Consider the following 24,019-nt stretch of genomic DNA (forward strand, 5'->3'; position numbering starts at 1 on the left):
CTGCTCCGGTGACCCTAACTATGTCCGAGCATCACCATCACTCATCGGGCCATCACCCATCGAGCCATCACCCGGCGGGTCATCATGGCCACAAGGCGCACTCAGGAACCCATGAGCCAGGAACCCATGAGGGTTGGGTGTCGCAACTGCGCGAAACTTTCAGCCTAACGCTGGTGCTGAGAAATCTGCGCTGGTTGGGTGAACCCTTCATCTGGTTGCCGGCCATGGCGATTTCGATGGCGACCTTGGGGGCTTGGGTTTTTTGGAAAAATCCCGATCGCTGGACTAATGCCGAACCTGAGCCGGACAAGGTGGATTGGCTCTCGATTCTGGAGTCCCAGCCCGATGATGATTCGGTGGCGGCTGATATTGACTCGTCTAATGTGTTGGCAACGGAGCTAACCCTGCCCCAAAACCAGCGCCGGAACAATCGCAATAACCGCGATCGCCAGAATGAAGAAAAAACGGCGAACAATACCAACTCTGAGCTGGCGGATATTTTGCAGTTGCTCAGTGGTGGTTCGGCGGGCCCCGTGGGCAGTCGATCGCGCGGTGGCGAGGGCAGCGGTTTGGCCCCAAGGGCAGTGAATCAATTTTTGAGCAATGACCCTCGGGCCGCCAGTGCCAATGGCAGCACCTACAGCGTGGGGGGAAGCTCGACCATGCTCAATGGCAATGGGACAACCACCGGCCAGCCCGTGAGTCCCTTGCAAGCGGCGCTCGATCGCCTCTACCTCAACAACGGTGATGGCAGCAGCGATTCCAGCGGCACAACGCCCACCACCAGCCCTAACACCACCACTCCGACGGTTCCCGTGACGGGTTCCAGCGGCACAACTTCCACCATCGGCAGCGGCACAACCAATCCCGCGCTACCGAATGTGGCGGTTCCCAATGCTGGGGCCGGCAATGTGAACTATGGCGGCTTTGGCAGCCCCACCGGTTATCCCAGCTATGGTTCTGGCCCGGCAACGGCGGGCAGCACCTTGCCCAAAATCCCAACAGCTCCGATGCCGGGCTATGGTTCCACGGGTTCCGGTGTGCCCTTAAACGCCGGTTACAACACGGTTCCCAACAGCCCCGCGATCGCCCCGCCGCCCAGCCAGCCGGCCGTGGCTCCGGAGCCCGTGACGCAGCCATCCCAATCCAACATCGGTGGGCGACCGGTACGCACCTTCAGTAATCCTTGGTAGGGCCTGAGGGCGAAAAATTGGTCCATGTGTTGAGTGTTGATCTACCTTTATCTTGACCTACCTTTGACCAGTTTTCGAGCAGCTTTCGAGCAGTCGATCACTCAGGTCAAACTCTGTGGTTAGCCCTGGTAATTGGCTGGTGAAGCGGTCTATGCAGACGCGGCAGTTTTGAGAGTAGTTTTGAGAAAGGCGGCGATGCGATCGACCGAAAGCGCCAACTGTTCCGGGGTTTGCACCAGCGCAAAACGCACATAACCTTCACCGGAAGGGCCAAAGCCCACCCCCGGGGCCACGGCGATTCCCGTGGCAGCCACCAGTTGCTTACAGAATTCAATCGACTGGTTTTCCCAAGGCGGCGGCAACTTAGCCCAGGCAAACATAGTTGCTTGGGGCGTTTCCAGGGGCCAACCAATCCGATTCATGGCGGCCACAAACGCATCCCGGCGATCGCGAAAAATGGCTAACCGTTCTTGCACATCGGCTTGGGGCCCCTGAAGCGCTGCGATCGCCCCCCTCAAGATGCCCTGGTATTGGTTAAAGTCCACGGCGGCCTTGACACTGCGCAGGGCCGAAATCAGGTCGCGGTTCCCGATGGCATAGCCCGCCCGAAAGCCGCCCATGTTAAAAGCCTTGGACAGGGTGAAAAACTCGATCGAAACCGTCTTTTCCGGATCCGCTTGCAGCACCGACGGCGGGCGATCGCCAAAGGCCATCCCGTCGTAGGCAAAATCATGAATCAACACCATGCCATGCTGCTGACAAAACGCCACCGCCCGCCGGAAAAAGTCCAGGTTAGCCACCGCTGTGGTTGGGTTGTGGGGATAGTTCAGCACCATCAGCCGTGCCCGATCGACCACGGCCGGCGGAATTTGGTCAAACTGGGGCAAATAGCCATGTTTTGCCAGTAGCGGCATCGGATAAACCTCACCGCCCGCCAAATGCACACCGCCGTAGTGGGAGGGATAGCCCGGATCGCCCAACAGGGCCACATCCCCTGGGTTTAAAACCGCTAGGGGTAAGTGAGCGGTTCCTTCCTGGGAGCCAATTAAGGCCAGTACTTCCGTTTCCGGGTCGATCGCCAGGCCAAATTGCCGTTCGTAGCGATCGGCCACCGCCTGTCGGAAGGCCGCCGTATTGCGAAAGAGTTGGTAGCCGTGGGTGCTGGGATCCTGAAGCGCTTCCCCGATCGCCGCCAGCACGTGGGGCGAAGTGGGCAAGTCCACCGATCCCAGCGATAAATCCACAATCTCGTGGGTTTCAGCCGCCGCAGCCTTCGCCCGATCCATTTCCGCAAACACGTTAAATTGCAGCGGTTTTAGTCGATCGGCAAATTGCATGGATTGAAGCCTCAGGATGCTGCTGCGATGATCCTCAAACTGCGCTGGGCACTGCGCCCACATGCGGCTTGAGGAAATCCGCCAACTTCTCCTTGGTCAGGGCCCCTTCGCTGGTGTCCAGCAATTGGCCATCCTGAAACAGTCGCAGGGCGGGCACCCCTTCCACCTGGCAATGTTTGACGCTGACGGGGTTAGGATCCACTTCCAATTTCACGATCTGGAGCCGATCGCCCCAGGTGGTCGCCGCCCATTCCACACTCGGACTCATCAACCGGCAAGGCCCACACCAAGATGCCCAAAAATACGCTAAAACGGGCGTTCCCGAGGCTCCCAGCACGTCGCTTTCAAATTCGGCATCCGAAATGACTCGCACTTGACTCACGATCGTTGTCCTTGCTTCTGAAAATTCGCCTTTTGCATCTTAAATCCACAGGTGTCTTGGCGGTAAGGGCAATATTTCGAGGGGGCGGTCGCCTGCGGGTTAGGTCGCAAAATGCGTTGATTCACCACTGCATGGGCAATGCCACAGGGGCGCACGGCCGCACGCCCCCACCCGGACTCGATCGCGGTTTTGGCTTGGCGGTTTTGGTGTCCTGCCTACTTGGTGTCGTTGAGCTGGCGGCGCAGGGCTTCCAACTCGGCATCGATCGCCGCGTCTTTTGCCTCCGTGGCCGGTGCGGCATTGCTGGCCGGCAGGGCCCCCGCTGGCGTTGAGGAACCACCCAACATTTGCGCCTTCATTGCCGCCAGTTCATCATCCACATCGCTACCGGCTTCCAGGGATGCAAATTGTTGCTCCAACGAAACGCCGCTCAGTTCCAACGCTGCCGTGGAGCGGGCTTCCATTTCCAGCACCTTTTCTTCCATCCGCTCAAAGGCGGACATGGCGCTGCCGGTGTTCATGGAGCTGAGGGCCCCTTGCAGTTGCTCGTTGGCCTTGGCGGCTTGGGCCCGGGCCTTGAGCATGTCTTTCTTGGTTTTGGCTTCCGAAATCTTCCCTTCCAGGGCGATCAGGTTGCGCTTGAGCTGATCCACCATCCCCACTTGCTGATCCAGTTGGCCCTTGAGGGCGGTGGCAGCTTCGGTCTGCACCTTTTTGCGGTTGAGGGCTTCGCGAGCCAAGCTTTCATCGCCTTTTTGCAGAGCCAGTTGGGCGCGTTGTTGCCACAGGTTGGCCTCACTTTGGGCCTGGTTATATTGCTGCTGAATTTTTTGTTGAGCGGAGATCGCCCGGGCAACAGCCTGGCGCATTTGCACCAGGTCTTCTTGCATGTCGATGATCGATTGCTCAAGGATTTTTTCGGGATCCTCGGCTTTGTTCACAAGGTCGTTGACATTGGCCCGAATCAGGCGGCTGACGCGATCGAAAAGGCCCATGACGGTGGCTCTCCTGCTGGTTAAATCGGGGAAGCGATCGGGATTGGGAAGCTTGGCCCCAAGGCCAACTGCTTTATCCAAACTACCAACTCCATCGGTCAACGGCCGCGTGATCAAGCCCGGCAGTTGCGATCGTCCTATTAGCCTAGATACCGAAAATCAGCAGCCCATGGCAAGTTCGGTTAGCTCTCCCGCCGTGATCGGCTATTGGGGGGCTGAGGGGCCCGGGCCCTGTGCAATTGCCCAAAACCGGGGATTTTGGCGGCTAGGAGGTTTGGGAATCGCCGCTGGGAACCGCTGCCGGGAATTGCCCAAGGACGGATTTGTGATGCTGCTGAATGATCGAAATTATCGAAGCTCCGGGGGGCGACGGGCTTTCAGTTGTTCTAAGTCCCGCTCTAGGCGCTGGTCAGACTCTAGGGTTTGGAAGGCCTGTTCCAATGGATCGCGACCGGCGGTCTGGGACAACTGGGCACGAGCTTCGAGTTCCATGGTCCAAGACTCCAAACGCTCCAGCGGATTGTTGGGCCGGCTCAGGTAATTCAGGGTGTCGTGCATTCGTTGGGTGGCCATGGCCGATCGGGCACGGGCCACGTACAAATCGCGTTTGGTGCGAGTTTCCAGCAGCTTGGCTTCCAAATCCCGCAGGGTGTTGCGCAGTTGGGCGATCGTGTCCCGTTGGGTTTCCCACTGTTCCTGAAAGTGGGCGGCTGCGTCTTGCTGACCGTGACACTGACTCAGGGCCGATCGGGCCCCTGGCTCGTCACCAACATTCAGCAACTGTTGGGCCCGTCGATGCCAATCCTCAGCGGCGCGGGCGGCGGCTTCCCGTTGGCGCTCCGTGCGCTTTTGGGTGGCGATTGCCTGGGCCACCGCTTGGCGCAACTGCACCAAATCATCCTGCATGTCCATCAGGGCCTGATCTAAGGCCTGTTCAGGATCTTCCGCCTGGGCGATCGCCGCGTTCACATTGGCGCGCACCAGTTTCCCAAGTCGCTGCAATAGTCCCACGCTCGATCTCCTTCTGGCTCTTGCCCCGATCCTATCGCTTCGATCGTTCGGTGGGGCCTTTGGGGGGCGATGCCGTTGCGGTTGGTCAGCGATTGATCAATTACTGCTCAACCGATCAATGACCGCTCAACTGATAGTCAGTTGCTGGCTGATGCTGACTCGCTTGCTGACTGTTGACTGAACCGGCCAATGGCTGGCTGGTTTACGGATTGGCTCAGGGACTGGGCTTCGGGCTGGAACTGGATTGGGAACGGTTGCCGGCCGCAGATTGATTGCGACTATTGGGCTGGTTACGGTTGGCGGCGTTGCGATTATTGGGCTGGTTGCGATTGGCGCTATTCGCATTCGGGCTAGGTTTGGCCCCTGGGCTAGCGGCTGGTCTGGGGGCAACGGGGCGATAGACCGTGGCGGGAATCCCGGCCGCCTTCAGTTGCTGAATGAGCTGGTTGGCCTGTTGTGCATTGTCCAAGGCCCCAAACTGAATTCGCCGCCCGATCGACAATTCCCGCACATAGGCATCGGCCACCTGTTTGCGCGCGGCAATCAGGCTAGCGGGGCCACTGTAGGGCCCCACCACATACCAACGCCCATCCGCACTCGGATTAGCCACCGCTGGGGCTGCGGGTGAGTTGGCTGGGGGATTGGTTGGCGGACTGGCTGGAGCACGCTGGGCTTGGGGAAACGGCAAGGGGCTGGGGGCCGGTTGCGGGGCCAAGTTAGCCCCAGCGGGCGCGGTGGCCCCGATCGTTCCCGTAGGCATTGGCGGGCGATCGCCCAAAACCGAAAGGCTCTCCAGGCTCAAATCAGCAAACTCATCCCGCGTCAAATCCACCGTGACCCCAGTGGGAGCCGTGGGCAAAGGGGTGGGTTCCGCAGGGGGCAATTCTGCCAAAACCGGCTCTGGCGATCGAGTGGCCGGTTGATTCAGCCCGATCGCCCGGCCCGTTCGTTCCAAAAATCCACCCACCTTTAGCCAACCGTCACTGTCGGGATAGTTGCTGTAGTAAGTCCAAATTGTGCCCGACAGCATCACCAAAATCGTTCCGATCCCAATCCCCGTCCAGGTGGGTTCCTGTCTCCGCCGCACCCGCCGCCGATCCCAGCCATTGCCATTGGCAACCGGTTGGGCCCCCTCCAGCAGCATCGCCGCCTGCACTACGGACTTCGCCGCCAAGGGTGCATCCTCGCCCAACTCATCCGCCGCCGTCAGCAATCGAGGCGAAGCCGGGCGGCGGTTTTGCTGAGCCAAAGCCGCTTGCAAATCGCTAGTATCAGGCACAGGGGGCAAGCTCAGGGCCCCAGAAGCCTCCAGCGCCTCCGCAGAAGCCAACAGGGGCGGTTCTCCAGCCCGTTCCGGGGGCTTCAGAAAGAAGCGGCGAACAATGCCTTGGCGAGGGCCCCGCAGGCGGCGATAGCGCGCGAGTTCCGCGTCTAAGTCCAACTCCATGCATTCCAACGCCAAGGACAGGCGACGGTGCAGGGTTGGCTCGGTCTCCGATCGCGCGGGTTGTTGGCGCGCTGGGCGGAATTTCATAGCGGTTTCGAGGCTCCTCGGTGCAGGGTTAATAATCACCCAAATGGTTCAACGTGACCAGGAAAGATATGACCAGAAAAGATTAAACGGATGCCTCAGAGGGTGTCTGAAAAGCCAAAATGGATACACCGCTTCCCCCCAAGATCGATAGTGATCGACACAGACAAGGGGCTTAAGCCCCTTGCCCCGACGACAATTGGGGCTTGACTAGGGCTTCAAGATATTTTTCAAACATCCTCTTAGCGGGCTTGCTTCTCGCCTATTTTAGATTTTGCGAAGCGTTTGTCCAGATTAAACGCTGTTTGCTTAACCCATAAGGCTTTCCCACGGGTTCTGAATCTGGGCTGCTGCGATCTGAGCCGCTGTGATCTGGATGTGATCCGAGCTGATGCAGCCTGAGCGAACCCAATCCGCGCAGATTCAACGCAGGTTCAGCGCAGATTCAACCTGATCGAATTTAACCCGATCGAACTGATTCTGAGCCGTGAGTTGTGATTGGGTTCACGGAATTGTTGAGCAGGGCCATGGGCTGGATTCACAAGGCTGACTGGTTCGATCGATCCCGGTTGTTTCCCAAATCTCTGCTGACTAACCCCTTTGCTCCCCCATACCTTCCATGGCCTTTGACCCGATCGATGGACTGCTCAAACGGCTTGACCAACACCCGGCTTGGCAGTCAAACCGATCTTTCCTGCAACTCTGTCAGCAATGGCGAGTCATTGTGGGCGAGGCCTTGGCCGGTCACACCCGCCCCATTTCCGTGCATCAGGGGGTGCTGTGGGTGGCGGTGTCCAATCCCGCTTGGGCCCAAACCCTGATGTTTGAGCGATCGCGCCTGATCACCAAAATCAACCAATCGATTACGCCCCCTTTCAACCCGCCCCTGACCGACGCGCGATTTTCTACGGCCCGCTGGTTTGAAAATCGGTCTCAGTCGATCGCCCTGGGATCCGCTGCCACTGCCCGATCGCCCCAAAGATCCCAGCACCTTCCCGATCGACCCCGACCCGCCACCGCCACCGAAGCGTTCACCCAGTGGGCCGCTTCCGTGCAAAGTCAACTGAAGCGCTATGATTGCTGTCCCCATTGCGGGCGATCGACCCCACCAGCGGAATTAGAGCGCTGGGGAGTTTGTAGTTTGTGCATGGTTGAGCGCTGGTCTCAAGACCGTTCACCCGGCTCTGGATCTTGAGATCAGCTTGTATTCAGCTTGCATTTGGAAGCTCGATGCGCAAGCCAGAAACCCCAAGCCAGAAATCCAAGCCAGAAGCACAGGAACAGAAAAACCACAACTCCACAATCATATGAATGTGGGTGAATGTGGGTGAATACAGATCAATACCAATTCAATATCAACGCGAAATCAATGCGAATCAATGCAAGCAGTGAAATGCGGGCGCTGGTTTCATGGAAGCCTCAAAACCTTGCGCAGAATTTGCTTGCAGGATTTGCTCACCAAAATTCTGGGAGGGTTTCTTGCGAAATTTCCTGGAGAAGGTATCAAAAATAGCTCAACTCGATTGATCCCAATCCCAAACTCATCGCAGATCCAAATGGCTTCCCGATCGAGCAATGAGGCCAACAGTATGTCCAAAAAAAATTGATCTTGAATGTCCTGCCTTCGTCAATTTCAAGAGATGTTGCCAAATATTGCGTTTTGTATGATGGCATCTCTTGGGAAACGGTATTCTAGGTAACCGTTCACTCCTAGACTTTCATAACCTACCATTACTAAAAACCCAGGTTCCTAGCGCCATCAGAGAAAGCGCACACCCTTTTTAAAGACTTTTTAAAGTAATTGACAAAAACTCTTCAAAATGATTAACGATTGATTTTAAGTGATTTTTCTTTGATCCCCTAACTGATTTTTCAGGAAAATCAATGGTCTTCTGAAGAAACTTTCTGAAAAAGCCAAAGTGGAAGCTGAAGATAATCTAAATTTCTAAAAGTGTTTGGGATCGCTGAATCTCAGAGTAGATCTAGGTCTTAAGGACTTTTACAGCAATTCGTCTCAATTCCATAATGAAGTTAGCAAATTCTCAGCGGCGCTCTGCGTTGGCAGTGCAAAATATGAGTGCTACGCCCTTCCAAGTTTCTGCTTGCCGCCATTGTCGCTACTACACCCCAGAAGGGCGACGTGGTGGATATTGCGGTCAGTTTGATGCAGTGGTTCGTGCGGGCTGGAAGGCTTGTCCGCTCGCAATGCCAGCATTCGCTCCATCTTGGGAATCGTTAGAGCGGTTGGTTCACAGCCCCGCAGAAACGGGCGTGGCAATCGTGGCGACGGTGGAATTTAAAAATGAAGCGGCCCTGGCGGCCACTACGCCGGTTTTGCGATCGAATGCTTCTGCTTCCATTGCCTAGGGGATCAGTCATGCCGTTGGCAATCAAGGGCTGATGAATGCTAGCTTCAGGGTGCATCAATCCCTCAATTCAGTGCCTAGCCAATCAGGCGATTTTCTGGTAGTGATTCCCTGGGATATTGTTCCACTTTCAGGATGAATACTTAAAGATCGCGACCGGGAATGCTAGCTTCAGGGTGCATCAATCCCTCAATTCAGTGCCTAGCCAATCAGGCGATTTTCTGGTAGTGATTCCCTGGGATATTGTTCCACTTTCAGGATGAATACTTAAAGATCGCGACCGGGTTTGAAATAGGGACTGAAACAACGACTAAAACCAACTTTGACCCACCATAGGCGACTGATAGATGCGACTGGGTAAACGCCATGTCATCAATCATTCAAAAGCGAAAAATGAACCAGGAGACTAAGATGCTCCGGGTTCATTTTTTTAGATCGGATTTTGTGTTGGTTGGGCAAGGGTGAGCCTAATACTGAGAAACCCGAAAAAGGTTCCCTGCTATGGCTTAGGGTCGCCAGGGATAGCGACGGAAATTGGGCGATCGCTTCTCTAGAAAGGCCTGTTTGCCCTCGCTGCCTTCTTCGGTCATGTAATAGAGCATGGTGGCATTTCCAGCCAATTCTTGTAAGCCCGCTTGCCCGTCGCAATCGGCATTCAAAGCGGCCTTTAGGCAACGAATCGCGATCGGGCTTTTTTCGAGTACTTCTTGGGCCCAGCGCAGGCCTTCCGCTTCCAGTTCCGCCACGGGCACCACGGTGTTGACCAGACCCATATCTAAGGCCTGTTGCGCGTCGTATTGCCGACACAAAAACCAAATTTCGCGGGCTTTTTTCTGGCCGACAATTCGGGCCAGATAACTGGCTCCAAAGCCGCCGTCAAAGCTGCCCACTTTCGGGCCCGTTTGCCCAAAAATCGCGTTGTCAGCGGCGATCGTCAAGTCACAGAGCAGGTGCAGCACATGGCCACCCCCGATCGCATAGCCCGCCACTAGGGCGATCGTCACCTTGGGGATCGATCGAATCAGCCGCTGCAAATCCAACACATTCAACCGGGGCACACCAGCCTCATCCACATAGCCCGCTTCCCCGCGAATGCTCTGATCCCCACCGGCACAGAAGGCATATTTCCCATCGGTGTGGGGGCCCGCGCCGGTCAGCAAAATCACGCCCACGGCCGCATCTTCGCGAGCATCACAAAAGGCTTCGTACAGCTCAAACACTGTTTTGGGGCGGAAGGCGTTGCGCTTATGGGGGCGGTTGATGGTGATTTTGGCGATGCCGTCGGCTTTGACGTAGAGGATGTCTTCGTAGGGTTTAACGGTTTGCCACTGAATGGTCATGGTTGGCTGGTTTGTTAATCAAAAATTGGATGCTTGACCAGCATAGGGGTTGGCGCGATCGCCCGGATGCTGGCCGGGCCGAGTCTTTGCCAATGGAGCCTTGCCCCCTGGAAATGGTATCTGTGACGAGGGGCACACCGCGATCCCCGATCGAGCCGTTAGCTTAGAGGGGATCCCATGCAAATGCACGATCGCACGTGATTTTTGATTTTGGGGCAAAACCCTTAAGGTTTCTGCAACAAAACAGCAACGGGGCGATCGGGCGCGTTTAGCCACTCACGACCGCTTCAACAGGAGGTAGTCCCCGTGGAAATCGGTGTTCCCAAGGAAATTAAGGATCTGGAATTTCGGGTGGGTTTGACTCCCCAGGGTGTGCGGGCGTTGGTCGATCGGGGGCATTCGGTACGGGTGGAAACCCAGGCCGGTGCCGGTGCGGGGTTTGGCGACGAGGACTATCGATCGGCTGGGGCGCGGATTGTGCCCGACGCGGACTTGGCTTGGGACTGCGAGTTGGTGGTGAAGGTGAAGGAGCCGCTGCCCGGTGAATATGGCTTCCTGAAAACTACGCCGCTGTTGTTTACCTATTTGCATTTGGCGGCGGAGCGGAGCTTAACCGAAGCCTTGCTGCGATCGGGGATCAGCGCGATCGCCTACGAAACCGTGGAAACCCACGATCGCCGCCTGCCCCTGTTGGCCCCCATGAGTGCGATCGCCGGTCGGTTGTCCGTGCAGTTTGGGGCCCGCTACCTGGAAAAACAACAGGGCGGGCGCGGAGTCTTGCTGGGTGGCGTGCCGGGGGTTGCGCCGGGCCGCGTCACAATCCTCGGTGGCGGTGTGGTCGGCACCGAAGCCGCCAAGATGGCCGTGGGCTTGGGGGCCAAGGTGCGGATCTTGGATGTGAATGTCGATCGCCTGAATTATCTGGAAACCCTGTTTGGCTCGCGGGTGGAGTTGCTCTACAGCAGCAGCGCCGCGATCGAAGCCGTTGTGCCCGAAACGGACTTGCTGATCGGTGCGGTGTTGGTCACCGGGCGGCGGGCCCCGATCTTAGTGGGGCGATCACTGGTGGAACAGATGCCCACCGGAGCCGTGATTGTTGATGTGGCCGTCGATCAAGGCGGTTGCATCGAAACCCTGCGCCCCACCTCCCACAGCCAGCCCACCTACACCGAGTGCGGCGTGGTGCATTACGGCGTGCCGAATATGCCGGGTGCTGTGCCTCGCACCTCCACCCAAGCCCTGGAAAACAGCACCTTGCCCTACGTGTTGGCCCTGGCGGATCACGGACTGGCCGCGCTTGATCGCGACCCGGCCTTGGCGAAGGGCCTCAACATCAAAGACGGCCGGATCGAACATCCAGCCGTCCAAGCGGTTTTCCCAGATTTGTAGGAATGAGGAGGGGTCGCTAAAACCATCCACGGTTACGGCGTGATCAAAATCATCCCCATTCGGGTCGATCGAGACCCATCAACCCTGTAGGGGCGTACCGCTGTACGCCCCTACCCGGATTAATCCTCATTACAACGGAATATTCGTGACCGGCTCCGCGTCTTGGAACAACGGCGTGCTCAGGTAGCGCTCCCCAAAGCTGGGCTGAATCGCCACAATCAATTTGCCCGCATTTTCCGGGCGGCGACCCACCTGAATCGCCGCATAAATCGCTGCTCCCGAAGAAATCCCCGACAGCAAGCCCTCTTCCCGCGCCAACCGACGACCATAGGCGATCGCGTCGTCATCGGTCACCGTAATCACTTCATCAATCAAATCCACCTTCAGCACCTCGGGCACAAACCCCGCGCCGATCCCCTGGATTCGGTGGGGGCCCGGTTGCCCGCCGGACAGCACGGGGCTGTTGGCCGGCTCCACGGCGATCGCCTGAAATTCCGGTTTCCGCTGCTTAATCACTTCCGCCACGCCCGTAATCGTGCCGCCCGTGCCCACACCGGAAATCAAGAAATCAATCTTGCCGTCCGTATCCGTCCAAATTTCCTCAGCGGTGGTGCGGCGGTGAATGTCTGGATTTGCCGGGTTGCGGAACTGCTGCAACATATAGGCATTGGGAACCGTGTTGGCAATGTCCTGGGCCCGCCGAATGCAACCGCCCATCCCTTCAATGCCCGGCGTGAGTTCCAACTGTGCCCCGTAGGCTCGCAGCATGGCCCGCCGCTCGGCGCTCATGGTTTCCGGCATGGTCAGGATCAGTTGATAGCCCTTGGCAGCGGCGGCCATGGCCAGGGCAATCCCCGTGTTCCCGGAGGTGGGTTCCACCAAAACGGTCTTACCCGGAATGATCGTGCCGGCCTGTTCGGCGGCTTCGATCATGTTGATGCCGATCCGGTCTTTCACCGAAGCGGAAGGGTTCATGCTTTCCAGCTTGACCAGCACTTCGGCCAGGCAGCCTTCCGCTTGGGGCAGGCGGTTAAGCCGAACTAGGGGAGTGCGGCCAATCAGTTCGGTGATGTTGTTGGCGACGTTCATGGGCATCTGGCTGGAACTCTCTCGTCAGGTCTGAGGGGGTCGATCGCCCCTATGGCATGGGTCGGATCGAACAACGAAGCATTGGGCAGTGAGTAGATCAGTCGAATCATCCGGCCATTCAGCCAGCCATTCAGCAAAAATCAAGCAACCGCAAGCAACCCAAAATATCCCGAGCCTTCTAAGGATTTTTTCAGTGCTCTTGATTGCCCCTGGGCAGCCATGATCCCCAGAGCCTAGATGTAATACATCAGGTCAAGTTGCTTGCGGGCATCTCGACGATCCTTGAGATCCTGGAGGGTGTAGCGTTGCAGCACGTCGTTGGCGGCTTGATCCACTTCAACCCAAATCTCGTAAATAATGGCGCTTTCGAGCGGGCGATCGCGCCCACCGTCGTTGGCAATGTTGGCATCGGCTCCTTCTAAACATCGCAGCACATCCAGCAGCGAGATCGTCCAGGGCGATCGCGCCAGCAGATAGCCGCCTTTGGCCCCGCGTTGGCTTTTGACCAAACCGCCTCGGCGCAGGGTGGCTAAGAGTTGCTCAAGGTAGCGATCGGGAATGTCCTGATCGGCAGCAATTTGGCGGATTTGCAACGGCTCGTCGTCTTGGTAGCGATCGGCGAGTTGCAACAGGGCCAGAAGGGCATATTCGCTTTTGGATGACAGTTCCACGGGTGGAGAACCTAGGAGCGAGGCTGGATCCCCAAGCGCCCGATCGCCTCATGACCGTTGATCTAAATCATGGATCTGAATCGTTGATCGGCGAGTCGATCGAGATAGCTTCGGGGCGATCCTAGTATACCCCGGTTTTCCGCTGGGTTTTGTAGGGTTTCATCCCGGGAAATAGCTGTGCTCTGAAGCTCCGTGATCTGCTCCGAAAACAGTCTGGTAATTCCGAAAACAGTTCGGTAACACAGTCTGGTGATCCAGTCCGGTGGTGCAGTCCGGTGACCTGGCTACAGGAATGAGGCAAACCTAGCCAGTGATCAGCTTGACCAGCACAAAGGGCGCAACAATCATGGCCTGAAAACGAACATCGCCCGATCGATCCCACTCCGCAAGTTCGGCTTGGGTGGGTTTTGTGATCGCCTGTTCATCAATCCAGCGCTGCACGACGGCGGTGTTGTCGCTGGCCAGGGCCTCGCCCACTTCGGCCAAGTCCAAATCTGGCGTAACCACAATGACGGCATCGCGGCCGATGTGGGGCTTCAGCCAATCCCATTCGGCTAGGTCGATCGATTCCGTGAGGCTCGATCGCAGGTTGCCGCTGGAGGAGTCATCGGCCGGAAAATTGGAGTTACTGGGTTCGCTATCCATGCGCTTGATGGGGGCAGGTGATTTAGGCGGGCCGCACCCGCATCAGAACTTGATCGAATTCGACGGGTTGGGCATTTTCCACCAAAATTTCCACCACTTCACCGCTGATTTCGGCCTCTAGCTCGTTCATCAGCTTCATGGCTTCGATGATGCAAACCGTTTGCCCCGAAGTGATTCGATCGCCCGGTTGCACAAAGGGCGGCTCGCCGGGGGCCGGGGCCCGGTAAAACGTGCCCACCATCGGGGACTTGATTTCCAGCAGTTTGGGATCGTTGAGGGGCGGTGGCGAGGCGGGCGGCGCTGCTGGCTCCAGGGGGGCGGCCGTGGTCACCGGGGCCGCGACCGGGGCGATCGGGGCCGCTGCCATGGCCACCGGGGCGATCGCCGTGCCTGCTGCTGCCGCCGCCACTGCCTTTCGCACCGTCAGCTCATAGTCACCTTGCTTGAGCGTCACTTCGGCAATATCCGTCTGGTTCAGAACCAGCAGCAGTTCCCGCAATTCGTCAAAGTCCAGCGGCACGGGTCGTCTCGCTCCTAATCGCAGAATGTTAAAGCGTTAAAGGGATTCAAAAAAGAGCCGTCCATGGGGCCTTGGGCCCAGGCTCCGAGTTGAAAAAGAGGCAATCTAGGCAATCTAAAGCAATGCAAACCAAGGCAATGCAAAATGCAGGATTTAGTCAGGATTTAGTTTAGAGAGCTACCTGGTCTGAGGACGATCGCTTGGAGATTCCCAAGGGTTGCCCAGACCAAGGGTAGGGGCTGATTCAGTATCGGTTGTAACACTAATTGCCTAGCCCCTGGCGATCGGTCGTGGCGTTCCAGGGCCCAATCGCCAGGAGCTTCAGAAGGAAATTAATTTTCGCGGCCAAGGTACTTGTCTTCGCGGGTGTCAATCCGCAATTTTTCGCCCACGGAAATGAACAGGGGAACCATGACCGTTGCGCCGGTTTCCAGTTTGGCGGGCTTTTGGCCCCCGGTGGCGGTGTCGCCCTTCACGCCGGGATCCGTTTCCACCACTTCCAGAACCACGGTGTTGGGCAAGTCCACTTCAATCACCTTGCCGTTCCAGGTCACCACCTGGGCTTCCATCCCTTCTTTCAGGTATTTGACCCGATCGCCAATTTGGGCGGCGGAAATGTTCATTTCCTCGTAGGTCTTCATGTCCATGAACACATACTGCTCACCGTCCATGTAGGTGTGCTGCATGTCGCTTTTTTCCAGGGTCGCTTGTGGAACCGTTTCCCCTGCGCGGAAGGTGCGCTCAACCACGCTACCGGTCTGCACGTTTTTCAGCTTCGTGCGAACAAACGCTGCGCCTTTGCCGGGTTTGACGTGCAAAAACTCAACAACTCGCCAGACACCATTGTCTAGCTCGATCGTGACACCGGGGCGGAAATCGTTACTGGAAATCATCGGAAGCTGGTTTACAAAGCACCGCAGGCGGGCATAGGACGGGATACACTCTACCGCTTTTTGGGGCCGTTGGGTATTGGGCCCAGGAATCTGGAATCGACCGGGCTATGGCAAGATTGGAAGATTGGCAGTCTCCCGATGCGCCCATGGAAACGGGCGATCGCGCTGGGGCTGTTGCGATGGTTTGAGGGCTTGCGGGCTAGGGTTTAGGGCTTCCTTGCGAGTCCTGGGGGCTGGCTTGCAGGTTGGCTGGCGCAATTGCCGGTGTAGCCAGTGGTCAGCCAGCCGTCAAGCAGCCATATTTTTTATTCACTTCGATTGACCTCGATTTATCTTCGATCATGGCTATTCCAAGGCGACTTAAGGCAGGGCAAACCCGCTCCGGGTGGGCGAAGACGATCGAAACCTGGACAGCGGTGGTCGATCGACAACTGCAACGACGGGAGCAAGGGTGGATGGGCGGTTGGGCGATCGCCCTGAGCCTGGTGATGGTGCTGTGGACGATCGGGGCGGCTCCCGCTTGGGCAGCACTGCCGGCCGGGAATGCCATCACTGACGGCAAGGCCCTGCTGCGCTATTCCTTGCCGATCGACAATGTGCCGATTCGCAAGGTGCAGTCGGAGGTGGAATCGATCGCCGGATCCTTGCGGGCTAAGCGTTGGAGTCCCGTGGCCACCAGCTTGAAAACGGCCGATCGGACGGTGACCTACAAGCGCAACCAGATTTTGGCGGCCGTTCGTCCCGATCGCCAGGAAGCCGCTGCCCAAAAGCTTGATCAGATCAGCGAGACGATCGCCAAGGCCCAGGCCGCCGTGGAAACCAAAAATAAGTCCACGGTTTGGGAACTGCGCCGGGAGATTCTGGACGCAGTGGGGGCGATCGAAGCGGATATGGTGCAGGGTTTCCCCTTTGAAGTGCCTGCTCAATATGCCAACCTGCCCCAACTGAAGGGCCGCGCCACGATCGAGATTGAAACCAGCAAAGGCAGCGTCACCGTAGTGGTGGATGGTTACAGCGCCCCCGTCACGGCCGGCAACTTTGTGGACTTGGTGCAACGAGGGTTCTATGACGGGTTGCCCTTCACCCGTGCCGAAGATTCCTACGTGTTGCAATTTGGCGATCCGGCTGGCCCCGCTGAAGGCTTCATTGATCCCAAAAACAACGAATATCGCGCCATTCCCCTAGAAATTCTGGCCAGCGGCGACAAAGAACCCACCTACGGCATCACGCTCGAAGATGCGGGCCGCTATGGCGATTTGCCCGTGCTGCCCTTCTCGTCCTATGGGGCCCTGGCCATGGCCCGACCAGAACCGGATCCCGATGGCGGTTCGTCTCAGGTGTTTTTCTTCCTGTTTGAACCGGAACTGACCCCCGCCGGGGCCAACCTGCTGGATGGTCGCTATGCGGTATTTGGCTACTCGATTAGCGATGCCAAGGCGGTGTTGGATAAGATTCGCCCCGGTGACCAGGTGGTGAAGGCAACGGTGGTGGATGGGTTGGAAAATCTGGTGCAGCCCAGTTAGGTGCGGCGGGTTCTGAGTGATGCCGTTTGCCCAGAACCTGTCTTGCAGCGAACGCCTCCCCGAGGATTGAGTCCCCGCTTGGCCTGGATGCCAAGGGGGACTTTGCTTTGGGCGTTGGGAACCGTTCCGGTTGGCTGGGTTGCTTGGGTTGCGGGGTCATTATGTTTGGGTTGGGTGCGTTTGGAGTCAGTGCGAGAGCTTATGGACGCGGTGGAATCGTTGCGGTTAGCGGATGTGGGGGAAGCGGGGCTACTGGCGCGGTTGTTTGCCTTTTGCGATCGCTCGGTGGTGGGTGATGACGCGGCCCTGTTGGACTGGCCCGAAGGTCGATCGCTCGTGGTCACAACTGATGTGCTGGTGGACGGGGTGCATTTTAGCGATCGCACCACCCCTCCTAGGTCGATCGGGTGGCGAGCGGTGGCGGCTAATTTGTCCGATTTGGCGGCTATGGGGGCAACGCCTCGGGCAATCACCGTGGGGCTGTCTCTGCCGGGGAATTGTGCGATCGACTGGGTGGAGTCTCTCTATGGGGGGATGGCCGATTGCTTAGCCCAATTTGGCGGGGCAATTGTGGGGGGTGATGTGACCCGATCGACTGTGGCCACGGTGGCGATCACGGCGATCGGGTCGGTTTTGCCCGATCGATCCCTCCAGCGCCACGCGGCCCAACCGGGAGATGCGATCGTCGTGACGGGTGAACATGGGGCTTCCCGTGCGGGGTTGGCCCTGCTGTTGGCTGACTGGCCCCCGGAGGCTGCGGAACCTTCGGCCGCAGCGCGATCGGCCTGGATTCGGGCCCACCAATACCCAACCCCGCGCTTGGACGTAATCGATCAGTTGGATCAACTGAATCAACTGCGCCCCAGGCTGGCCGATCACCCCCTGGCTGCCATGGACTCCAGTGATGGGCTGGCCGATGCGGTGGTGCAATTGGCCCAAGCCAGCGGTCTGCGGGCGAAACTGTGGGGCGATCAGCTGCCAATGCCGGCGGGGTTGGTGGCGGCGGTGGGGCTGGCGCGGGCCCGCCATTGGACGCTCTATGGGGGCGAAGATTTTGAATTAGTCCTGTGTTTACCGCCGGATTTGGCTGCTGATTTGGTGCAGTCCTTGGGCGGTTCGGCGGCCATTGTGGGGGAAATGGTGGCTCCAGAGGCGGATCCTGAGGCGCTTTCAGAGGCGTTAACCCAGCAGCCGATCGCCTGGGTGGTGGATTCAGGGGCGATCGAACCGATCGGGCGATCGGCCAGCTTCCAACATTTCGGAACATCGGCCACCACCGGGCCCGCTTGAGGCTGTCCCGCTGGGCCAGGCCCAAGGCGGCCATGCCCAATTGGCCCAGGATTGAGCCATCATGATTGAGCAATGCTAGAGGCGCAAAATGCGGAGCTGTTCAACCGCAAAGCCACTGACCTGAGCCACTGACCTGAGCCATCTCCATGGGCCCATCGGAGCAACCAACCTTGCCCATTGCAGAACCCGCGATCGACCCCATGGGCCTCGATTCCAATCCGCATCTCCCTGGGTCGGCGGCAGAAGATGCCCGTGATGATCGATCGAGCCTGGCCCCGATCGCCCCAGAATCAGCACCGGATTGGTCGGCAGTGATTGAGCAATTGCAAATTTTTCAGCGATCGCAACTTGACCAGCTTGCCCAAGACCTCGATCGCCTGAGCGCCGAGAAAACCCAATTACTGTTGGATCTCGATCGCCTAGCTCGCTATCGCCAACAACTGCGAGCACAGCCCGCTCCGGGACAATCCCTGTTGGATCCCACCAGCCAAGCTTGGGCCCAACAGTGGGCAAAGCAACTGGCTCAACACATGGGATCCCACCTGAAAAGGGCGATCGACCAACGGTTTCAGGCCTTAGCTCAGGAATTGCGGCCCAGGGATTCCGGCGAGGCGATCGGCTCGCCCGTGGTGATCCATGGTCGTCTCAGTAGCACCGCGATTGAGCGACAATTAATGGCGCTGGATCAAACCCTGGCCCAAGTTTTCACCCATCTCCATCAAGACTTAGCGGCCTATGAACAGGCGCTGGCCCAACGACTCAGCCGATTGGCCCGGCGGCAACAGCAGGGGGAATTGTTGTTGAAGCAGGTGATGGCTCGTTGGGAAACCTCGATCACGCCCAATGCTCTCGCGCCCGATTCCCTTGGGTTGAATCCTGTGATTCCCAATCCTGGGGTTCCTGATCCTGAATCAACCGCGCCCGATCGGCCCGCTTCCCCGATCGCCCCCTTGTCCGATCCGGCTCCTGTGTTGTTCCCTCCCCCCCTTGTGGCCGTGAAACCCTCCGTCCCCCATCCTCAGACCCTGCGGCAACCGGGCTGGCTGTTGGCCCTGGTGGCGGCCCTGTTGTTGGCCCTGTTCAATGTGGCCCTGAAGCTGTTGTTTACGGGCAATGCTCCGGAAACCCTGTTAGGGGTGGTGACCCTACCCGGCATCATTGCACCGGGGCTGGGCAATTCCCTGCTGATTTTGCTGTTGCGCACCCTGGCGATCGTCCTGGTGTTTCCAGCGCTGGCCACTTGGCTTTATCCCGCCACTTGGCAGGAAATTCGCCACCTGTGCCAAAGCCGCGATCGCCGGTCTTGGCAAATGATCTTGCTGAACGGCTTTTTCATGTTTGTGTCCCAAGTGCTGCTCTATGTGGCGATCGGGAATTTGCCGACGGGCTTGGCGGTCACCCTCTTTTTTCTCTACCCCGTCTTTACCCTGCCCCTGTCCTGGTGGCTATTGGGCGATCGCCCCACGGCCCTGCGCTTGTTTCTCACGGCTCTGATTCTGCTGGGGGGCGGCTTGGCCCTGCCCGAGGGGGGCCCGACCGCAGGCGATAACTGGGTGGGTCTCTCCAGCGGGCTAGCGGCCGGCGCAGCCTTCGCAGGCTATCTACTCACGGTGCAATGGGGAACCAAAACCTTGCATCCCGTGCCGTTCACCCTGGTTTCCTTCCTGTGGGTGTTTGTGTTGGCTTGCTTTGGACTCATTGCACGGCCGGAGGCGGTGACGGTGCAGGTGTTGCCGGGGACTTGGGGCGGCCTGCTGTTGGGTGGAGTCATTTTGGGTCTGTTGACCTTGGGGGGCTACCTGCTGAATAACTTGGCGGTGCAACGGGTGGGAGCCGCTTGGACGGCCATTCTCAGCGCCTCGGGCAATGCTTTGACGGCCCTGGCGGCCTGGATTTTGATCCAAGAATCGCTGGCCGGGGGGCAATGGCTGGGCATTGGGTTGGTGACCCTTGGGGTGACGCTGCTGAGTGTGGAGCAGTTGAGCAAGCCGCGCCGATCGCCCCGATCGCGCCAATCGCCCCAAAGCTAGGCCAGGTTAATCAACCATCGATGGTCTCGTGGGCCCCTTCTGAGACAATGGGGACGCTTTTGTCCTGATGCTTGCGTGCCGATGAAATCCTATTCGCTGCGATCGCCCGCCAAAATTAATCTCTATTTGGAAATTGTGGGCGATCGTCCCGATGGTTTCCATGAGTTGGCCACCGTGTTCCAGAGCATTGACTTGGCGGATCTCGTCCATGTGCGATCGGGAATGCAGGGCGTAATCCAAGTGGAGTGCGCCGCCGAGGGTGTGCCTAACGATGCCAGCAATTTAGCCTATCGGGCCGCAGCCCTGATGAGCGAGCGGTTTCCCGAAGCCTTCGCCAAATGTGGGGGCGTGTCGATCGAAATTGAAAAGCGAATTCCTGTAGCCGCTGGCTTAGCTGGGGGATCGGGCAATGGCGCGGCGGTGTTGGTGGGGCTGGACTTGGCCTGGGGCTTGGGCCTCACCCAAGGAGAATTGCAGGAGTTGGCGGCCGAGTTGGGATCCGATGTGCCCTTCTGCGTGGGCGGAGGAACAGCGTTGGCCACGGGACGCGGTGAGGTGCTGGATCCCCTCGCGGGGGTGGATCAGGTGTGGTTGGTGTTGGCAAAATATCGCAGTTTGGGCGTTTCCACCCCCTGGGCCTATCAAACCTATCGCGCTCAGTTTGGGGCGGAATATGCCCGCACTCCGGAGGCCCAAGCGGCTCGGCATACGGCGGCCAAGTCTGGGCCCCTCGTGCGATCGCTCCAATCCTTGGCTACGGGCGATCGAGCTGGTCTTTCGGGGTTACGGCCCCTGTTGCGTAATGATTTGGAACGGGTGGTGTTGCCGGCCCATCCCCAAATTGCGCAGTTGCGGGACTTGCTCGATCGCCTGGCCCCGCTGGGAGCGATGATGTCCGGTTCTGGCCCCTCGGTTTTTGCCCTGGCCGAATCCGCCAGCCAAGCTCAGGAAATCCAAGCCGCCGCGCGATCGGCCCTGCCGGATCCGGATTTAGAATTTTGGGTCACCCAATTCAGTGCGGCGGGCATTCGGCCCGTTAACCAGTCGGTTTAGCGGTGGATTCGGCCATTAATTCAGGGATTCACTCAGAGGTTAATTCTTATTCAGGGATTCACTCAGAGGTTAATTCAGGAGACGGTGAATTCGTTTCCGCCAGGGGCAACCAAGCCACAGCCATCGTTCCCTGAGCGATCGGGGGAAGGAGTCGATCGGGGGTTTCTCGCAACCGCAACCGAGCAGGTAGGGCGATCGGGGGGCTAAACAGTTCCAAGCGGCCGCCCATCTGCATCATCAACTGACGGGCGATCGCCAAACCCAACCCCGTGCCTGGAATCGGGCTGGCGGCCTGAATTCCCCGAAAACCGCGCTGAAACAGCCGCTCCAAGTCCGCTGGCGGGATATTGTCGCCCTGATTGCTGACCACCAGTGCCAGACCCCAACCGGCCGCGGGCGCATCTTGCCAAGCGGCGACCCGGGCCAGCACCTGCACCCGACCCCGATCGCAGGCGTATTTGATGGCGTTATCCAGCAAATTGCTAAACACCTCTCGCCAAGCCGTGCCATCGGCCAAAACCGGCGGCAAATCGGCGGGTAACGACATTTGAAACGATCGCCCGCGTTCGATCGCCACCGCTTCCGCCGCCGCAATCGCATCCATCACCAAGGCCTCGACTGGCCAAGGGGCGATTGTCACTCCCGGCAACAGCAGGGCCGCCCTGTTTTCGGCGGGGGCGGGCAACTCCGACGGTGAATGCTGGTCGGCACTGGGGGCCGCTGCCCCTGTCCAGTCCGGCGTATCAATCACTTGGCTAAAGTCCGTCAACATCCCTTGGAGTCGATCGCCCTCCCGCAGCAAGCTTTCCAGATGTGGGCGCGATCGATCCTCGCCGCCCAACCGCTTCAGCACCAACTTGCCAAACGTCCGAATGGCCGTCAGGGGATTGCGAAACTGGTGCAGCCAATTGTGTAGTAATTCCGCCTGGCGCTGTTGCGTGGTCTGTTGTTGGCGATAGGCCGCCTCCAACAGTTGATTGCGGCGATCGAGTTCGCAGGCCGCCGCCAAGGTCACCGCCACCCGCCCCGCCTGCTGGCGATCCTTGGGAGTCCAAGGTTTAGGGCGATCGAGCACCAACAGCCCCAACATCATCCCCCCTCGGGCCAAGGGCAGCACCAATCGGCCTGGGTGGGGTTGGGGATTGAATAGGGGATTCAACGCGGGGTCAACGGCTGAATGGGAATTGGCTGAATGGGAATTGGTGGAACGGGCAGAGGCTGAATGGTCAGCATCCGTGATCTGGTTGGCCGCCGGGGGAATTGCTTCCGGCGCGATCGAGAAGTCCAGCACGTCCGGCCGATCGCCCGCTTGGTGACTAACCTCGGCCTCGGGCGCGATCGCAGAGGTGATCTCCGCCGGAGCCGCTGCCCAAGGGCCCGATCCCGACAGCAACCGCGATCGGCCCCGACTGCGCGATCGGCCCGTTCCCGCTTCCCCCAAAAACTGCGTCTTGGCCCGAGCCGGATATTCCAACACCGGCATCCAAGCCGGTTCCGCCGTTCCCGACCAATCCTGCGCCAAATACACCACACCCCGTCCCAGGTGCAGCGTTTCCGCCATCAAGGCCAACTGCGCTTGGCACAGGGCCAAAAAGGTTGAACTCGCCATTGCTCGCCACTCCCCCCTGGGGGCCTCCATCGGGGAACATTCGCGGTTGCCAGGGATTGGGGAGCGGCCGCGCCCGGTTTCCCGCATGGGGCGATCGCCGGCTTTGTGAAGAATTACGGCGTTGCTCTCCCCAAGGCTTGAGAACTCCTTAAGCTGGAGCTATCTCAAACCGCTTCTATTCAAATTGCTCCATCTAAACTGATTAAAAACCATTAAAAAGCCGCGAGGGATCGCAAGAACCTGGGGCGGCAATTGTGCAAAATCCAGGCGGTCTCTAGGTTTCTGGATGGGCCAGCACTCAAAATGAAACTGCTAAGAAATCGACAGAATAAACAATTGTAATTGAATCCATGTCGATCAATTAAAACAAGTTGAAATTTTGGCGCAAAGGCGATATACTTTGCACGGCTTTTGTAACCGTCACTACACTTATCTTGGCACGGGAGGTAAGGAGGTTGGCAAGGAGACGCAAGCGCAAGAGCCGTCGGCGGCAAGAAGGGCGACGGATTCTTGAGAATGTGCCACAGTATAGCATCGAATGTGGCGAAGATAAGCCGGTCACGGCCGCTCGCAAATTCATTAAGGCAGAGGGAATTCATCCCCCCGCTTTGGTGTTGGTGAAGCGCAACGAACACACCACGGATCGCTACTTTTGGGCCGAAAAAGGGTTGTTCGGAGCGCAATACGTTGAAGAAAACCACTTCCTGTTCCCGAGTCTTCGGCTCTGGGGCGATCAAGAAGGGGATGTGCCTGCTTTGGGAATGGTGGCCGCTGCGGCCCGCTAAGTCCATGGCAACAAAACTGAAACCCGCGTTGTGTGGAGCCTGAAATCAGACGTTTGAGGTCGTGGCTGCTCTGCAATTCGGGCGAAGTTAAGGTGCAAATTGTCTTGGGGGATGGATGCACGGAAACGTGGATTAATTGGTGATTTGTTATTGATTGGTGGGTGATGACCGTTGACCTTCCCTTGGCGATCGACTCCTACATCGCAGCGCCAGTGGACGATCGAGTGCATCACAGTTGACACATCAATCTCTCATTAGCAAAAAGCTCAATAGCCGACTAACGACGGGCCTAAGCGCGATCGCTTCTTGCGCGATGGCCTTGTGCGGCCCTGGGTGCTTCCAATTCAAAAAAATCCAGCAACGTCCG

General features: G+C 58.3%; 21 protein-coding genes. 9 read left to right on the top strand and 12 right to left on the bottom strand.

Translation table 11 applies throughout. The features are described from left to right. Positions 1–8 precede the first annotated feature (8 nt). The gene (locus tag ACZA91_RS05705) at positions 9–1,193 is read left to right on the top strand and encodes a hypothetical protein (protein WP_463185179.1); all 1,185 of its coding nucleotides are present in this window, start codon (positions 9–11) and stop codon (positions 1,191–1,193) included. Positions 1,194–1,342: 149 nt separating this feature from the next. Here the strand turns inward: ACZA91_RS05705 and ACZA91_RS05710 are convergent, their stop codons facing one another. The 5 genes from ACZA91_RS05710 to ACZA91_RS05730 all read right to left on the bottom strand — a co-directional run bounded on the left by ACZA91_RS05710 (position 1,343) and on the right by ACZA91_RS05730 (position 6,452). Further along, positions 1,343–2,530 (bottom strand): LL-diaminopimelate aminotransferase, encoded by a 1,188-nt coding sequence (locus ACZA91_RS05710; RefSeq protein WP_463185181.1) that lies wholly within the window; start codon positions 2,528–2,530, stop codon positions 1,343–1,345. 34 nt (positions 2,531–2,564) lie between these two features. After that, on the bottom strand, positions 2,565–2,915 hold the full coding sequence (locus ACZA91_RS05715) for a thioredoxin family protein (protein ID WP_099531524.1): 351 nt from the start codon (positions 2,913–2,915) through the stop codon (positions 2,565–2,567). 212 nt (positions 2,916–3,127) lie between these two features. Next, the gene (locus ACZA91_RS05720) at positions 3,128–3,907 is read right to left on the bottom strand and encodes a PspA/IM30 family protein (protein ID WP_190528753.1); all 780 of its coding nucleotides are present in this window, start codon (positions 3,905–3,907) and stop codon (positions 3,128–3,130) included. Positions 3,908–4,255: 348 nt separating this feature from the next. Then, positions 4,256–4,918 carry a PspA/IM30 family protein gene (locus tag ACZA91_RS05725; RefSeq protein WP_463185183.1) on the bottom strand — a complete coding sequence of 221 codons (663 nt, stop codon included), beginning with the start codon at positions 4,916–4,918 and terminating at the stop codon, positions 4,256–4,258. A 214-nt stretch (positions 4,919–5,132) separates the two neighbouring features. Continuing rightward, a complete protein-coding gene (locus tag ACZA91_RS05730; RefSeq protein WP_463185186.1) occupies positions 5,133–6,452 on the bottom strand; it encodes a hypothetical protein in 1,320 nt (439 codons plus the stop codon). A 616-nt stretch (positions 6,453–7,068) separates the two neighbouring features. Here ACZA91_RS05730 and ACZA91_RS05735 point away from each other — a divergent pair. Both ACZA91_RS05735 and ACZA91_RS05740 read left to right on the top strand, forming a co-directional pair. Further along, complete coding sequence (locus ACZA91_RS05735) at positions 7,069–7,644, top strand: DciA family protein (RefSeq protein ID WP_190528747.1); 576 nt, start codon at positions 7,069–7,071, stop codon at positions 7,642–7,644. A gap of 878 nt (positions 7,645–8,522) precedes the next feature. Continuing rightward, a complete protein-coding gene (locus ACZA91_RS05740) occupies positions 8,523–8,816 on the top strand; it encodes a hypothetical protein (RefSeq protein WP_143473156.1) in 294 nt (97 codons plus the stop codon). Positions 8,817–9,321: 505 nt separating this feature from the next. On the opposite strand, the gene menB is transcribed toward ACZA91_RS05740, so the two are convergent. Then, positions 9,322–10,155 carry a 1,4-dihydroxy-2-naphthoyl-CoA synthase gene (menB, locus tag ACZA91_RS05745; protein WP_190530925.1) on the bottom strand — a complete coding sequence of 278 codons (834 nt, stop codon included), beginning with the start codon at positions 10,153–10,155 and terminating at the stop codon, positions 9,322–9,324. A 306-nt stretch (positions 10,156–10,461) separates the two neighbouring features. Here menB and ald point away from each other — a divergent pair, with 306 nt between their 5' ends. Continuing rightward, positions 10,462–11,544 carry an alanine dehydrogenase gene (ald, locus tag ACZA91_RS05750; RefSeq protein ID WP_463185193.1) on the top strand — a complete coding sequence of 361 codons (1,083 nt, stop codon included), beginning with the start codon at positions 10,462–10,464 and terminating at the stop codon, positions 11,542–11,544. Between the two features lie 129 nt (positions 11,545–11,673). Here the strand turns inward: ald and cysK are convergent, their stop codons facing one another. The 5 genes from cysK to efp form a co-directional block, all read right to left on the bottom strand. Beyond that, a complete protein-coding gene (gene cysK / locus ACZA91_RS05755; RefSeq protein WP_463186393.1) occupies positions 11,674–12,633 on the bottom strand; it encodes a cysteine synthase A in 960 nt (319 codons plus the stop codon). Between the two features lie 233 nt (positions 12,634–12,866). Continuing rightward, positions 12,867–13,304: an Rrf2 family transcriptional regulator gene (locus ACZA91_RS05760; protein ID WP_190528741.1), complete on the bottom strand. Its 438-nt coding sequence runs from the start codon at positions 13,302–13,304 to the stop codon at positions 12,867–12,869. A 303-nt stretch (positions 13,305–13,607) separates the two neighbouring features. Continuing rightward, positions 13,608–13,949, bottom strand: coding sequence for a DUF2288 domain-containing protein (locus ACZA91_RS05765; RefSeq protein WP_099534810.1), 342 nt, complete (start codon positions 13,947–13,949; stop codon positions 13,608–13,610). Positions 13,950–13,971: 22 nt separating this feature from the next. Continuing rightward, a complete protein-coding gene (gene accB, locus ACZA91_RS05770; RefSeq protein ID WP_099534809.1) occupies positions 13,972–14,469 on the bottom strand; it encodes an acetyl-CoA carboxylase biotin carboxyl carrier protein in 498 nt (165 codons plus the stop codon). Positions 14,470–14,801: 332 nt separating this feature from the next. Continuing rightward, positions 14,802–15,362, bottom strand: coding sequence for an elongation factor P (gene efp, locus ACZA91_RS05775; RefSeq protein ID WP_099534808.1), 561 nt, complete (start codon positions 15,360–15,362; stop codon positions 14,802–14,804). A gap of 455 nt (positions 15,363–15,817) precedes the next feature. Here efp and ACZA91_RS05780 point away from each other — a divergent pair, with 455 nt between their 5' ends. From ACZA91_RS05780 to ispE, 4 genes are all read left to right on the top strand, one after another. Then, positions 15,818–16,885 (top strand): peptidylprolyl isomerase, encoded by a 1,068-nt coding sequence (locus ACZA91_RS05780; RefSeq protein WP_190354526.1) that lies wholly within the window; start codon positions 15,818–15,820, stop codon positions 16,883–16,885. Then, the gene (gene thiL, locus ACZA91_RS05785) at positions 16,886–18,175 is read left to right on the top strand and encodes a thiamine-phosphate kinase (RefSeq protein WP_463185202.1); all 1,290 of its coding nucleotides are present in this window, start codon (positions 16,886–16,888) and stop codon (positions 18,173–18,175) included. It abuts the gene before it with no gap. A 146-nt stretch (positions 18,176–18,321) separates the two neighbouring features. Then, positions 18,322–20,205, top strand: a complete 1,884-nt coding sequence (locus ACZA91_RS05790; RefSeq protein ID WP_463185205.1) for an EamA family transporter — start codon at positions 18,322–18,324, stop codon at positions 20,203–20,205. 81 nt (positions 20,206–20,286) lie between these two features. Beyond that, positions 20,287–21,258, top strand: coding sequence for a 4-(cytidine 5'-diphospho)-2-C-methyl-D-erythritol kinase (ispE, locus tag ACZA91_RS05795; RefSeq protein ID WP_463185208.1), 972 nt, complete (start codon positions 20,287–20,289; stop codon positions 21,256–21,258). A gap of 58 nt (positions 21,259–21,316) precedes the next feature. Here ispE and ACZA91_RS05800 read toward each other — a convergent pair whose 3' ends face one another. Further along, entirely contained in the window at positions 21,317–22,867 is a 1,551-nt protein-coding gene (locus tag ACZA91_RS05800; RefSeq protein ID WP_463185211.1) for a sensor histidine kinase, read from the bottom strand. Positions 22,868–23,322: 455 nt separating this feature from the next. Here ACZA91_RS05800 and ACZA91_RS05805 point away from each other — a divergent pair, with 455 nt between their 5' ends. After that, positions 23,323–23,652, top strand: coding sequence for a DUF3155 domain-containing protein (locus ACZA91_RS05805; RefSeq protein ID WP_099534815.1), 330 nt, complete (start codon positions 23,323–23,325; stop codon positions 23,650–23,652). Positions 23,653–24,019: the final 367 nt, after the last annotated feature.

The sequence above is a fragment of the Limnothrix sp. CMB-01 genome, from assembly GCF_055193175.1.